Origin of the sequence: Streptomyces sp. NPDC006335 (assembly GCF_040612795.1) — a bacterium.
Taxonomy (GTDB): Bacteria; Actinomycetota; Actinomycetes; order Streptomycetales; family Streptomycetaceae; genus Streptomyces.
Genome location: NZ_JBEXQX010000009.1, coordinates 185,574 through 199,872, shown reverse-complemented (window position 1 = coordinate 199,872; position 14,299 = coordinate 185,574). Strand labels below are relative to the sequence as shown.

Genomic DNA, 14,299 nt, shown 5'->3' with positions numbered 1-14,299 from the left:
ACCTAAGGAACAGTTGATGGAGCTCGGTCTCGTCGGCCTCGGCAAGATGGGCGGCAACATGCGCGAGCGGATCCGCCGCGCAGGCCACACCGTGATCGGATACGACCGCAACCCGGACCTCGCCGATGTCCACAGCCTCAAGGAGCTTGTGGACGCGTTGCAGGGTCCGCGGGTCGTGTGGGTGATGGTCCCGGCCGGTGCGCCGACCCAGGCGACCATCGACGAGCTGGCCGAGCTCCTGGAGCCCGGTGACGTCGTGGTGGACGGCGGGAACTCCCGCTGGACGGACGACGAGAAGCACGCCGGGGAGCTGGCGGCCAAGGGCATCGGTTTCGTCGACTGCGGCGTCTCGGGCGGCGTGTGGGGCCTGGAGTACGGCTACGCGCTGATGTACGGCGGGGACGCGGAGAACGTCGCCAAGGTGCAGCCGGTCTTCGACGCCCTCAAGCCCGAGGGCGACGCCGGTGCGGTGCACGCCGGCAAGGTCGGCGCGGGCCACTTCGCCAAGATGGTCCACAACGGCATCGAGTACGCGATGATGCAGGCTTATGCCGAGGGCTGGGAGCTCCTGGAGAAGGTCGACTCCGTGACCGACGTCCGGGAGGTCTTCCGCTCCTGGCAGGAGGGCACGGTCATCCGTTCCTGGCTGCTGGACCTCGCGGTCAACGCCCTCGACGAGGACGAGCACCTGGACAAGCTGCGCGGTTACGCACAGGACTCCGGCGAGGGCCGGTGGACCGTGGAGGCCGCCCTCGACCACGCGGTGCCGCTGCCGGCGATCACCGCCTCGCTGTTCGCGCGGTTCTCGTCCCGCCAGGACGACTCACCGCAGATGAAGATGATCGCGGCGCTGCGCAACCAGTTCGGCGGCCACGCGGTCGAGACGAAGTAATCCACAGGGCTGTCACCACAGTCCACAAGCTGGGGGAGGTCGGCGACCGACCATGCACGTCACGCATCTGTCGCTGGCCGACTTCCGCTCGTACGCCCGGGTCGAAGTTCCGCTCGACCCGGGCGTCACCGCGTTCGTGGGCCCCAACGGGCAGGGCAAGACGAACCTGGTCGAGGCGATCGGCTATCTCGCCACCCTCGGCAGCCACCGGGTCGCCTCCGACGCCCCCCTGGTGCGCATGGGCGCCGACCGCGCGATCGTCCGGGCGCAGGTCCGTCAGGGCGAGCGGCAGCAACTGGTCGAGCTGGAGCTGAACCCCGGCAAGGCGAACCGCGCCCGCATCAACAGGTCCTCGCAGGTCAGGCCCCGTGATGTGCTGGGGATCGTGCGCACGGTGCTGTTCGCGCCGGAGGATCTCGCGTTGGTGAAGGGCGACCCGGGCGAGCGGCGCCGGTTCCTGGACGAGCTGATCACCGCGCGCTCCCCGCGCATGGCCGGGGTCCGCTCCGACTACGAGCGGGTCCTCAAGCAGCGCAACACCCTGCTGAAGTCGGCCGCCCTCGCGAGGCGGCACGGCGGCCGCTCGATGGACCTGTCCACCCTCGACGTGTGGGACCAGCACCTCGCGCGCGTGGGCGCCGAGTTGCTCGCCCAGCGGCTCGACCTGATCGCCGCGATCCAGCCGCTGGCCGACAAGGCGTACGAGCAACTGGCCCCCGGCGGCGGCCCGGTCGCCCTGGAGTACAAGCCGTCCGCGCCCGGCGAGGCACACACGCGTGAGGATCTCCACGAGCAGCTGATGGCCGCGCTCGCCGAGGCGCGCAAGCAGGAGATCGAGCGGGGCGTGACCCTGGTGGGACCGCATCGGGACGATCTGCTGCTCAAACTCGGTCAGCTGCCCGCCAAGGGGTACGCCTCGCACGGCGAGTCCTGGTCGTTCGCGCTGGCGCTGCGCCTCGCGTCGTACGACCTGCTCAGGGCGGAGGGCAACGAGCCCGTGCTGATCCTCGACGACGTGTTCGCGGAACTGGACACCCGCCGCCGTGAGCGTCTGGCCGAACTGGTCGCGCCCGGTGAGCAGGTGCTGGTGACGGCGGCGGTCGACGACGACGTGCCGCACGTGCTGACGGGGACGCGGTACGCCGTGGCCGAGGGGACGGTGGAGCGCGTATGACCGACGAACCACGCTCTGCCGGGAAAGCCGGGACCCCCGGGAATCCCACGAACTCCGAGACCCCCAAGCCCGCCGAGCCCTCCGGTGTCGACCTCGCGCGCGTGGCGCTCAGGGCGGCGAAGGAGCAGGCACGCGCGCGTGGGGACGCGGCGCAGCAGAAGCGGCAGGCGCGGCGCGGAGGGGGCCTGCGCTCCGGCGCGCACGCCGACGGGCGGGATCCCATGGCGTTCGGTGCCGCCATCAACCGCTTGATCACCGAGCGGGGCTGGGAGGCGCCGGCCGCGGTGGGCGGTGTTATGGGTCGCTGGCCGCAGATCGTGGGCGAGAAGCTGGCCGATCACTGCGCGCCCCAGAGGTACGACGAGGACGAGCGCGTCCTGATCGTGCAGTGCGAGTCGCCGGTCTGGGCGACCGAGGTGCGCCGTCTCGCCCCGAGCCTGGTCGCCCGTCTCAACGAGGACCTGGGCCATGGCACGGTGCGGCAGATCAGGGTCCTCGGACCCGGCGGTCCGCCCCGTAACTACGGCCCGCTGAGGGCCCCCGGCAGCAGCAGGCCCGGCGATCCCTACAGGTGACTTACGTCACGTGCCCGTTGGGTGATCAGTGCCGTCGCCGCACCGCGCGCGGTTGCGAATTTCGACCTGACTCCCAAGTAGCCAAGGGTTGACGGCCGAAAGCGCTGAGTGCCGCTGTGAGCCTCTTGGAGCCCCGCTCCGTATATGGGGACCCGGAAGACGCCGGTTCAGGGCGGCACATGCGGACTCAGGTACCGGCAAACCCCCATCACTGTCGGCGCTACCGGTAGACTGGAAGCCAATCCCGCCCCGAACGTGGGGACCGCCCGGGAGAAGCTGAGCAACGCTGATCAAGGCTTACCAACGCAACATGCCGCAGCCGCTCCGGCAACCCGCCGACGAGCCCGGCTCGTGCCTGTGCCAGAAAGGGCGCTTCGTGGCCGATTCCGGCAACCCCAACGAGAACATTCCGTCCACCGACGCCGAGGCGACCTCGTCGAACGGCGAGGTAACCGCCTCGTACGACGCCAGCGCCATCACCGTCCTCGAGGGTCTGGACGCGGTCCGCAAGCGACCCGGTATGTACATCGGCTCCACCGGCGAGCGCGGTCTGCACCACCTGGTGCAGGAAGTCGTCGACAACTCCGTCGACGAGGCACTGGCCGGCCACGCGGACACCATCGACGTGACGATCCTCGCCGACGGCGGCGTGCGTGTCGTCGACAACGGCCGCGGCATCCCGGTGGGCATCGTCCCCTCCGAGGGCAAGCCGGCCGTCGAGGTCGTGCTGACCGTGCTGCACGCGGGCGGCAAGTTCGGTGGCGGCGGCTACGCGGTCTCCGGCGGTCTGCACGGCGTGGGTGTCTCCGTCGTGAACGCCCTGTCGACCAAGGTGGCCGTCGAGATCAAGACCGACGGCTACCGCTGGACGCAGGACTACAAGCTGGGCGTGCCGACGGCCCCGCTGGCCCAGCACGAGGCCACGGACGAGCACGGCACCACGGTCACCTTCTGGGCCGACCCGGACATCTTCGAGACCACGGAGTACTCCTTCGAGACGCTCTCGCGGCGTTTCCAGGAGATGGCGTTCCTCAACAAGGGTCTGAGGATCAACCTCACCGACGAGCGGGAGTCGGCGAAGGCCACCGCGGGTGCGGACGAGGCGGGCGAGGACGAGAAGCACGAGGTCAAGAGCGTCTCGTACCACTACGAGGGCGGCATCGTCGACTTCGTGAAGTACCTCAACTCCCGCAAGGGAGAGGTCGTTCACCCCACCGTGATCGACCTCGAGGCCGAGGACAAGGACAAGAGCCTTTCCCTCGAGCTCGCGATGCAGTGGAACGGCGGTTACAGCGAGGGTGTGTACTCCTTCGCCAACATCATCCACACGCACGAGGGCGGCACGCACGAGGAGGGCTTCCGCGCGGCGCTGACCTCGCTGATCAACAAGTACGCGCGCGACAAGAAGCTGCTGCGCGAGAAGGACGACAACCTCACGGGTGACGACATCCGCGAGGGTCTGACCGCGATCATCTCGGTGAAGCTGAGCGAGCCGCAGTTCGAGGGCCAGACCAAGACCAAGCTGGGCAACACCGAGGTGAAGACCTTCGTCCAGAAGGTCGTCTACGAGCACCTCACCGACTGGCTGGACCGCAACCCGGTCGAGGCCGCGGACATCATCCGCAAGTCCATCCAGGCGGCCACCGCGCGCGTGGCGGCCCGCAAGGCCCGCGACCTGACCCGCCGCAAGGGCCTGCTGGAGACCGCGTCCCTGCCGGGCAAGCTCTCCGACTGCCAGTCGAACGACCCCACCAAGTGCGAGATCTTCATCGTCGAGGGTGACTCCGCCGGCGGCTCGGCCAAGTCCGGCCGCAACCCGGAGTACCAGGCGATCCTCCCGATCCGCGGCAAGATCCTGAACGTCGAGAAGGCGCGGATCGACAAGATCCTCCAGAACCAGGAGATCCAGGCGCTGATCTCGGCCTTCGGTACCGGAGTCCACGAGGACTTCGACATCGAGAAGCTGCGCTATCACAAGATCATCCTGATGGCGGACGCCGACGTCGACGGCCAGCACATCTCCACCCTGCTGCTGACCTTCCTGTTCCGCTTCATGCGGCCGCTGGTCGAGGCCGGGCACGTGTACCTCTCCCGTCCCCCGCTGTACAAGATCAAGTGGGGCCGGGACGACGTCGAGTACGCCTACTCCGACCGCGAGCGCGACGCGCTGATCGAGATGGGCCGCCAGCGCGGCAAGCGCGTCCGCGAGGACTCCATCCAGCGCTTCAAGGGTCTCGGCGAGATGAACGCCGAGGAGCTGCGCGTGACCACCATGGACCAGGAGCACCGGGTCCTCGGCCAGGTCACCCTCGACGACGCCGCCCAGGCCGACGACCTGTTCTCCGTCCTGATGGGCGAGGACGTCGAGGCCCGGCGCCAGTTCATCCAGCGCAACGCCAAGGACGTCCGGTTCCTCGACATCTGAGTCGGTCTCAGCTGACCGCACCAGGAAGGATCTTCACCAGCAATGGCCGACGAGAACACTCCTGTCACCTCCGAAGAGGGTGGCGTCATCGCCCAGCGTGTCGAGCCCGTCGGGCTCGAGACGGAGATGCAGCGCTCGTACCTCGACTACGCGATGTCCGTCATCGTGTCCCGCGCGCTGCCCGACGTCCGCGACGGTCTCAAGCCCGTCCACCGCCGTGTCCTGTACGCCATGTACGACGGCGGCTACCGCCCCGAGCGCGGCTTCTACAAGTGCGCGCGCGTGGTCGGCGACGTCATGGGCAACTACCACCCGCACGGCGACTCCTCGATCTACGACGCCCTGGTGCGCCTCGCCCAGCCGTGGTCGATGCGGATGCCGCTGGTGGACTCCAACGGCAACTTCGGCTCCCCGGGCAACGACCCGGCGGCGGCCATGCGCTACACCGAGTGCAAGATGGCGCCGCTGTCCATGGAGATGGTCCGTGACATCGACGAGGAGACCGTCGACTTCACGGACAACTACGACGGCCGCTCCCAGGAGCCGACCGTCCTGCCGGCCCGCTTCCCGAACCTGCTGATCAACGGCTCGGCCGGTATCGCGGTCGGCATGGCGACCAACATCCCGCCGCACAACCTGCGCGAGGTCGCGGCCGGCGCCCAGTGGTACCTGGAGAACCCGGAGGCCTCGCACGAGGAGCTCCTGGACGCCCTCATGGAGCGCATCAAGGGCCCCGACTTCCCGACCGGCGCCCTCGTCGTCGGCCGCAAGGGCATCGAGGAGGCGTACCGCACCGGCCGCGGCTCGATCACCATGCGCGCGGTCGTCGAGGTCGAGGAAATCCAGAACCGCCAGTGCCTGGTGGTCACGGAACTGCCGTACCAGACCAACCCCGACAACCTCGCGCAGAAGATCGCCGACCTGGTGAAGGACGGCAAGGTCGGCGGCATCGCGGACGTCCGGGACGAGACCTCGTCGCGCACGGGCCAGCGGCTCGTGATCGTCCTGAAGCGCGACGCGGTCGCCAAGGTCGTGCTGAACAACCTCTACAAGCACACGGACCTCCAGTCGAACTTCGGCGCCAACATGCTGGCCCTGGTCGACGGCGTCCCGCGCACGCTGTCCCTGGACGCGTTCATCCGGCACTGGGTGGCGCACCAGATCGAGGTCATCGTCCGCCGTACGAAGTTCCGGCTGCGCAAGGCCGAGGAGCGGGCGCACATCCTGCGCGGCCTGCTGAAGGCCCTGGACGCCATCGACGAGGTCATCGCGCTCATCCGGCGCAGCGACACCGTCGACATCGCGCGCGGCGGCCTGATGGAGCTCCTGGAGATCGACGAGATCCAGGCCAACGCCATCCTCGAGATGCAGCTGCGCCGGCTCGCCGCCCTGGAGCGTCAGAAGATCATCCAGGAGCACGACGAACTCCAGGCGAAGATCACCGAGTACAACGAGATCCTCGCCTCGCCGGTCCGCCAGCGCGGCATCGTCAGCGCCGAACTCGCCGCGATCGTCGAGAAGTACGGCGACGACCGCAAGACCATGCTGGTGCCCTACGACGGTGACATGTCCATCGAGGACCTCATCGCCGAGGAGGACATCGTCGTCACGGTCACGCGTGGCGGTTACGTCAAGCGCACCAAGACCGTCGACTACCGCGCCCAGAAGCGCGGCGGCAAGGGCGTACGCGGTACGAAGCTCAAGGAAGACGACATCGTCGACCACTTCTTCGTCTCCACCACGCACCACTGGCTGCTGTTCTTCACCAACAAGGGCCGCGTCTACCGGGCCAAGGCGTACGAACTGCCGGACGCCGGGCGGGACGCGCGCGGTCAGCACGTCGCCAACCTGCTGGCCTTCCAGCCGGACGAGGCGATCGCCGAGATCCTCGCCATCCGCGACTACGACGCGGCGCCGTACCTGGTGCTCGCCACGAAGGCGGGTCTGGTCAAGAAGACGTCACTGAAGGATTACGACTCTCCGCGTTCCGGTGGCGTCATCGCCATCAATCTGCGGGAGCGCGAGGACGGTTCGGACGACGAACTGATCGGTGCCGAACTCGTCTCGGCCGAGAGCGATCTGCTTCTGATCAGCAAGAAGGCACAGTCGATCAGGTTCACCGCCTCGGACGACACCCTGCGTCCCATGGGCCGCGCCACCTCGGGCGTCAAGGGCATGAGCTTCCGCGAGGGAGACGAGCTGCTCTCGATGAATGTTGTTCGACCCGGTACGTTCGTGTTCACTGCTACGGACGGCGGGTACGCGAAGCGGACCGCCGTCGACGAGTACCGCGTCCAGGGTCGCGGCGGCCTCGGCATCAAGGCTGCCAAGATCGTGGAGGACCGTGGATCGCTCGTCGGCGCGCTGGTGGTCGAGGAGACCGACGAGATCCTCGCCATCACGCTGTCCGGCGGTGTGATTCGTACGCGAGTCAGCGGAGTCAGGGAGACGGGCCGTGACACCATGGGCGTCCAACTGATCAACCTGGGCAAGCGCGATGCCGTGGTCGGCATCGCACGTAACGCCGAGGCGGGGCGTGAGGCGGAGGAGGTCGACGGCGATGTGGCCGACGACGAGACCGTCGAAGGTGCCGCCGAGACCATCGGCACGGACGAGGGTGAGGCACCCTCGGCCGAGTAGCACGAGGAGTGAGTCATCGTGAGCGGAGCCACGGGCGCCGGATCGACCGGAACCTCTAGGGGGTCCTCCCCCGGCACGGAGGCGGACGGCGGCGGCCGTGGCTCTGCCGCGCGTGCGGCGGACGCGCGGGCGGCGGACGCCCGGACAGCAGAGGCTCGGGCAACAGACGCCCGGGCGACGGACACTCGGGCAACACAACCGCACGCGACAGATACGCACACGACTCAACTCAAGGCGATCAAGCCGCCCGCTACGGAGTCGCGTTCGCCCGAGACTCATGGATCCCAGGGGGGACCTGTGACGGACACCCAGCCGCCGGCCCAGCCGACGGCGCCCGCCGCACCGCCGAGGGCGGCGGCCCAGCCGCAGCCCCAGGCCGCGGCACAGCCTTCACCCTCTCCGCTGCCGGGGGAACGGCAGCCACAGCAGCAGGCCGGGCCGTACCACCCGCCGCAGGCCTACCCGACGCAGGCCGCGTCGGCCGGCGCGGTACGCCAGCCACGCACCGGTGCGCGGACCGTGCCCCGGACCCGCAAGGCACGTCTGCGGGTGGCCAAGGCCGACCCGTGGTCCGTCATGAAGGTGAGCTTCCTGCTCTCCATCGCGCTCGGCATCTGCACGATCGTCGCGGCCGCCGTGCTGTGGATGGTCATGGACGCGATGGGCGTCTTCTCGACGGTCGGCGGCACGATCTCCGAGGCGACCGGCTCGAACGAGTCGAACGGCTTCGACCTCCAGGCCTTCCTCTCCCTGCCGAACGTCCTGATGTTCACGTCGATCATCGCGGTCATCGACGTCGTCCTCGCGACGGCGCTCGCGACCCTCGGCGCGTTCATCTACAACCTCTCCGCGGGCTTCGTCGGCGGCGTCGAGCTGACGCTGGCCGAGGACGAGTAACGCTGCCTCAAACCGACGGGGGCGGTCCTCGGGGAACCGATTTTGGGACTGCCCACGTCGTGCGCTAATCTTCAGGAGTCAGCGCGCGGGACACACTCCGCAGAGCGCGGCGGGGCTATAGCTCAGTTGGTTAGAGCGCATCCCTGATAAGGATGAGGCCACAGGTTCAAATCCTGTTAGCCCCACCAGCACGAAGACCCCCAACCGATCATGGTTGGGGGTTTTTGTCATCCACGACCGAAATCAGTCCTCGATGCCGTGTCGGTCGGTCGGCCGGGTGCCTGGACTCGCCGGATGACCTTGGAATGGGAACAGGTGATCGTCCACTCCGTGGATCCCGCGGCCCTGGGGCAGTGGTGGGCCGAGGCTCTCGGCTGGGTGGTGGTCCACTCCTCCGACGACGAGTTCGAGATCCGCCCGGAGCCGGATCGCCTGCCGGGGTTGGACTTCGTCAGGATCGATGAGAGCAAGAAAGTCAAAAGTCGGCTGCATCTCGACTTCCGGCCTGATGACCAGGCCGCCGAGGTGGCTCGCCTTGAGGCTCATGGCGCCAAGCGCGTCGACATCGGCCAGGGCGACCAGTCGTGGGTGGTCATGGCCGACCCCGAGGGCAACGAGTTCTGTGTCCTGTGCCAACGGCGTCAGTGAGCGACCCTGAGGGGCGCGGGGGGGCCGGCGAACACGGATGGCGTGTCCATCGTGTGCGGTGCCCTCCGGAGCACGTCCTCGCGGTGGGATGCGGGGTGACGTCGTGGTGCGGTGCTCTGCGGTGCGGTGATCTGTGATGCGGTGATCTGTGGTGCGGTGCTCTGTGGTGCGGTGTGCGACGTCGTCACTTCTTCAGCGCTTCTTCGGTCCGTCTTTGCTGCGTCTTCGGTACGTCTGCGGTGTGATCTGCGGTGCGTGTTCGATACGTCTGCGGTGCGTCTTCATTACGTCCGCGGTGCTTCTCGAGTGAGGCCGTGACCTCAGGAGCAGTCCGCTCCAGCAGGTTCAGCTGTGTCTTTCGTGTCGGGGGCCGTGTCCGGGTCCGCGGCCGTGTCCGTGTCGGCGAGCGAGCGGGGGCGGCAGCTAGGAGTCTTGCCGTGGGCCTCCGCCCGGATGCGCTGTTTCATCGTGGGGGGCAGGGACCTGACGTAGGACCAGAGCCCGTGGGACGACGCCGGGGGCTCCGGGTGTGCGGCGGCGCTGTTGCGGGCCGACTGGGTCTGCGGTACGGCAGCGGCGGCGGTCGTCGTGATGAGTCCGAGCGCCGTGAACAGCGCGAGGACGGCGGTGACGACGACGGTCCACAGCTTCATGACCTTGTTCCGGGCCATGGTCCCTCACTTTCGGGTTGGGCGATTTGCGTACTTTCCTCATGATGTGTATGGGCGCCGTGAAATCACGGACCTGAGCCTGTGGCGCGTCGATCTTCAGATGAACACCACACGGATGGGTGCATGAAGGGCGGAAAAGTGGAGAAGCGGGGCGACGGAGGCCGAAGAGACCGGCCGTGAGGGTGTGATCATCCCTGTGGTCACCCGTGCGATCACCCGTGCGATCACCCTCTGATCGTAGGTCTCTGCTCCGCTTCTACTGGGGTGTTCCCGACGGGAGTTGAGGGCCCGGACGCAGGTCACCGATCGGTATCGGTCGGTGTGTATAGTCGGGCGCCAGAGGTCCCCTACGTCAAGGAAAGACGAGGTCGCGCGGTGAAGAAGCTTCTCCTGGTCGCACTGGCCGCCATCGGCGGGCTCCTCGTGTACCGCCAGATCCAGGCGGATCGCGCCGAGCAGGATCTGTGGACGGAGGCGACTGACTCCGTGCCCACGGGTTCTTGAGTACCGACATCCGATTCTGAACAGACCCCGGCCGTTGTTGCGGTCGGGGTTTTGTGTTGCCCGAGGTCCGGATCGAGGCCGGGACCGGTGATGACCGGGGTTTCGGACGGCCGTACGGATTGCGAGGGTGGACGGCGGCCCAGCGGGGCAGGATGGGCCACGGCCGCCGACCGCGCGGGCGGTCATGTCGCATGGATTCGCGGCGGTTGGCATCGGTTCACTGTGGTTCACATCGTTTTTTTTTGATTCCGCGTCGACGCCGGTCGTAGGAACTCGGGCGCGGGCACGGAGGGGTGGCGCGGGATGGGGCGGCGTACGGCGTGGTGGCGGGTGGCCGTCGTGGGGGGTGTGCTGGGTGCGGTGGTCGGCGTTCCGGGGTCCCAGGGCTTCGCCGCCTCTCCTTCCCCTTCGGCCTCTCCTTCTTCCTCCGTCTCTCCTTCCTCCGCCTCTTCCTCCGCCACGGCCTCCACGTACGCCTTCGCCGAAGACGCCTCGTCGGTCACCGGGGCGAAGGACACCGCGGACGCGGAGCGTCTCGAACCCGGTACCACGTACCGCAGTTCGCTGCCGAGCGACGGAAAGGTCTACTACCGTCTCGTACTCGACGCCACGTCGACCGTGTACGTCGCCGCGACCGCCGTACCCCCGACGGACGCCACGGTCACTCCCACGGAAGGCGTCAGAGTGTCCGTGCAGGACGCCGACGGTCGTTCCTGCTCGGCTCCGGACACGGTCGGCATCGGCGCCGGCCGCAGCCCGCGTCCCCTCACCGTGTGGGGCGCACGCCAGCTCCCTTCGAGCCGGTCGTCGTGCCGGAGCGCCGGTACGTACTACGTCGTCGTCGAGCGGGTGCTGCGCACCGAGTCCTCGCCGGGTGACTGGGACCTGGAGCTCGCGCCCGTGCTGGAGCCGCGGCTGCGGAAGGCGGATACGACCAGCGCGCCCGAGTCGTGGGACTCGGCCACGCCGTCGCCACCCGGCGGTGAGGCCGTACGACGGCGGGGCGGCGGGGGCTTCGACTCGGCGACCGCGCTGGAACAGGGGGTCTGGCGCGACGACGTACGACCGGGGCAGACGCTGTTCTACAAGGTGCCGGTCGACTGGGGACAGCAGGTGTACGCCACCGCCGACCTCAGCAGTGCGAGCGGTGGCGGGGCGGGCGTGGGATTTGTGCCGGGGGGCGTGAATCTGGCGCTGTACAACCCCGTGCGCGGACTCGTCGACGACACGAGCATCAGTTACAACGGCAGCCAGAAGTCGGGCGCGCTCGCTGCCCTGCCGCCGGTCGGGTACGACAACCGGTACGCCGTTTCCGACCGGGTGGGCGGGATGCGGTTCGCCGGCTCCTACTACCTCGTCGTGCATCTCGCGGCCCGGGTGGGCGAGGAGTTCGGGGACGGGCCCTACGGGCTGACACTGCGTGTGCGGGTGAAGGGGGAGGCGGCGGCCGAGCCTGGTTATGCGGGGCAGTCCGAGCCTGCCGGGATCTTCCAGGTGGGGCTTCTCGGGCGGGGCGGCTCGGGGGCGGCGGGGGATGCGGCTTCGAGCGACGGGGCCGGTGGCGGAGACGGCGGTGGCAGCGCCGGGATGAAACTGGTGGCCGTCGGGGGGATCGGGGCGGGGACCTTGCTGTTGGTGGTTCTCGGGGTGTGGGTTGTGGTGGGGCGGCGGGGGGCTGCCGGGGTGTAGGGGATTGCCTGGGGCCTTGGAGGACTGGCGCGATTCAGGGACCACCACGAGCTTGCGGGACGTAGGTAGGTACTCCAGGGCTGCGGAGCTTTCACGGGCGGGCAGCTCGGGTGCCGGTTTGCCTGGGGGTCGGTTTGCCTGGGGTGTCGGTCTGCCTGGGGTGTCGGTTTGCCTGGGGTGTCGGTTTGCCTTGGGTGTCGGGTTCTCAGATCTGGGTGAGTGCCCAGAACCCCACGGCGTAGCAGGCCAGGGCCAGGAGCAGGAGAGGGACGGCCACCTTCGCAGGGGGGCCGCTTCGGCGTGCTCGCGAAAGTGATGGCGCGGGAGGTGGAACCTGCGGGCTCTGAGCGGTGTACGAAGCAGTAGAGGTGTCAGCGTGGAGCTGGTGCAGGGCCGGTGCCGGGGCCTGCGTGGGGAAGCGTGGGGCGTTGTGCTGGGGGGAGGGCAGGACATGAGTGGGGGGCGTGGGGTCATGGGGGGAGACGTAGGCGGAGTGCGCCGGCGAGGTGGCGGGCCGGTGGGGTTGTGCTTGGGCCTGTGGGTGGCGGTGGTGCTGCGGTGGAGTGGAGGGCTGGGAAGGGGGCTCCGCGGGCCCGGGCGGCGGCAGATGGAAGCTGCCGGTGCCCGACACCGAGGGTGGGCTCGTGGGAGCGGGCCAGGGCGATCCGGGGGTTCCATGACCCGGGGTGGGGGAGGAGGCGTTGGCGCCGGTGGTTGGGGCGGGGCCCGTCTCGCGGGGCCAGGACGGCGGGTCGGTCTGGCCGGGCCACGGTGCCGGGCCCGATTCCCTGGGCCAGGACGCCGAGTTCGCCCCCACGGGCCACGGTGGCGCGTTTCCTTCAGCAGGCCGAGATACGGGGTCGTTCGCCCCGGGACGCGGAGAGACGTCGCTGTCCTCGCGGGGCCAGGACTGGTCGCTCCTTTGGTCCGGCCAGGGCGACTCGTTTCCCTGGCCGGGCCAGGACGCGCCGCTTTCTTGGCCGGGCCAGGACGCGCCGTCTCCTTGATCGGGCCAGGAGACCGACCTGTACGCCCCGGGCTGGGACACAGGACCGCTCGGCTCGCCAGATCGGTAAGCGGGCGGGTTCACGTCCCCGGGTTGGTAAGCGGGGCCGTTCGGCTCACCGTGCCCGTAAGCGGCTCCATTCACCCCACCTCGCTGGTAAGGCGTCTCATCGGCCTCGGAGGGCTGGGAAGGCATTCCTCCCACCTCCCTGTGCCAGGAGGGCACCTCACCTTGCCCCTCGGAGTGGGAGGTCAGTCCGCCTCCTTCGCCGGCCCAGTTGGGCGATCCGTCTGCCTCCCCGGGCCGGAGGGGGGTTCCGCTCGCTTGGTCAGGCCGGGATCCCACCGGGTTTCCTCCGCCGGACCAGGGGGGTGTTTCGCTCCCGTCCCCGGGCTGGGAATGACCGGGCCGGGATCCCGCGCCGTGGCCTTCGCTGGACCAGGGAGGCGTCCCGCTCGCCTCTCCGTACCGGGAGGGACGGGGACGGGGCTCCAGCCCCAACGCGTTGTCCTCCCCGGACCAGTTGGGTGCCCCGCTCGCGTCCCCGGGCTGGAAGTCGCCTGGCCCATTCCCCCCGTCGGTCTGGAAGGCAGTGTCACCCGCGTCACCAGGCCGCGAGCCCACTCCGTTGCCTTCGCCGAACCAGGAGGACCTCCCACCTGCCTCCCCCTCCCGGGGCGGGGAAGCTATGCCGTTGCCGTTGCCGTTGCCGTTGCCGTTGCCGTTGCCGTTGCCGTTGCCCTGGCCAGGCCAGGACGGCACCCCACGCGCTTCACCGGCACCGCCAGCTTCACCGGTCGCAGCAACACCGGTCGCAGCAACACCGCCAGGCCCAGCAGCCCCACCAGGCCCGACCCTGGATCCCGGCCCGACCCCGGCTACCGACCCAGCACCGGATCCCGACCCAACGCCGGCTCCAGCACCGCCGCCGAGCCCGACGGCACCGAGAGCTCCGCCACCTGCCCCCGCCCCCGCATCCGCCCCACCAAAACCCGCACCCCGAGAACCACCACCGGCACCTTCACCAGCCCCGCGCCAGAAAGCCCCCGCATCCCCCTTGTCGACGGCAAACGCCCCCGCGTTCCCTCCGCCATCCCCCGAAACCTGGCTCCCTCCACCACCCCCCGAAGGAACACCACTTCCCGCGTCACCCCCGAAGGAATCTCCGGCACCGCCAC

Annotated in this window: 10 protein-coding genes and 1 tRNA gene; 10 read left to right on the top strand and 1 reads right to left on the bottom strand. The window is 69.1% G+C overall.

What is annotated here, in order from left to right:
- The first annotated feature begins 16 nt into the window (after positions 1-16).
- The 8 genes from gnd to ABZ098_RS25210 all read left to right on the top strand — a co-directional run bounded on the left by gnd (position 17) and on the right by ABZ098_RS25210 (position 9,251).
- Complete coding sequence (gnd, locus tag ABZ098_RS25245; RefSeq protein ID WP_356594724.1) at positions 17-892, top strand: phosphogluconate dehydrogenase (NAD(+)-dependent, decarboxylating); 876 nt, start codon at positions 17-19, stop codon at positions 890-892.
- A 52-nt stretch (positions 893-944) separates the two neighbouring features.
- Positions 945-2,066 carry a DNA replication/repair protein RecF gene (recF, locus tag ABZ098_RS25240; RefSeq protein WP_356594722.1) on the top strand — a complete coding sequence of 374 codons (1,122 nt, stop codon included), beginning with the start codon at positions 945-947 and terminating at the stop codon, positions 2,064-2,066.
- Complete coding sequence (locus ABZ098_RS25235) at positions 2,063-2,641, top strand: DciA family protein (protein WP_356594720.1); 579 nt, start codon at positions 2,063-2,065, stop codon at positions 2,639-2,641. Before recF ends, ABZ098_RS25235 begins: the two co-directional genes overlap by 4 nt.
- Before the next feature lie 376 nt (positions 2,642-3,017).
- On the top strand, positions 3,018-5,066 hold the full coding sequence (gyrB, locus tag ABZ098_RS25230; protein WP_356595051.1) for a DNA topoisomerase (ATP-hydrolyzing) subunit B: 2,049 nt from the start codon (positions 3,018-3,020) through the stop codon (positions 5,064-5,066).
- Between the two features lie 42 nt (positions 5,067-5,108).
- Positions 5,109-7,706, top strand: coding sequence for a DNA gyrase subunit A (gene gyrA / locus ABZ098_RS25225; protein ID WP_356594718.1), 2,598 nt, complete (start codon positions 5,109-5,111; stop codon positions 7,704-7,706).
- 18 nt (positions 7,707-7,724) lie between these two features.
- Complete coding sequence (locus tag ABZ098_RS25220) at positions 7,725-8,603, top strand: DUF3566 domain-containing protein (protein ID WP_356594716.1); 879 nt, start codon at positions 7,725-7,727, stop codon at positions 8,601-8,603.
- A 111-nt stretch (positions 8,604-8,714) separates the two neighbouring features.
- Positions 8,715-8,791, top strand: a tRNA-Ile gene (locus ABZ098_RS25215).
- Between the two features lie 106 nt (positions 8,792-8,897).
- On the top strand, positions 8,898-9,251 hold the full coding sequence (locus ABZ098_RS25210) for a VOC family protein (protein WP_356594714.1): 354 nt from the start codon (positions 8,898-8,900) through the stop codon (positions 9,249-9,251).
- A 320-nt stretch (positions 9,252-9,571) separates the two neighbouring features.
- Here the strand turns inward: ABZ098_RS25210 and ABZ098_RS25205 are convergent, their stop codons facing one another.
- The gene (locus ABZ098_RS25205) at positions 9,572-9,922 is read right to left on the bottom strand and encodes a DUF6344 domain-containing protein (protein WP_356594712.1); all 351 of its coding nucleotides are present in this window, start codon (positions 9,920-9,922) and stop codon (positions 9,572-9,574) included.
- Between the two features lie 375 nt (positions 9,923-10,297).
- Between ABZ098_RS25205 and ABZ098_RS25200 the strand changes: the two genes are divergently transcribed.
- Both ABZ098_RS25200 and ABZ098_RS25195 read left to right on the top strand, forming a co-directional pair.
- Positions 10,298-10,426 (top strand): DLW-39 family protein, encoded by a 129-nt coding sequence (locus tag ABZ098_RS25200; protein ID WP_003999697.1) that lies wholly within the window; start codon positions 10,298-10,300, stop codon positions 10,424-10,426.
- A 303-nt stretch (positions 10,427-10,729) separates the two neighbouring features.
- Complete coding sequence (locus ABZ098_RS25195) at positions 10,730-12,115, top strand: hypothetical protein (protein WP_356594710.1); 1,386 nt, start codon at positions 10,730-10,732, stop codon at positions 12,113-12,115.
- Positions 12,116-14,299 lie beyond the last annotated feature (2,184 nt).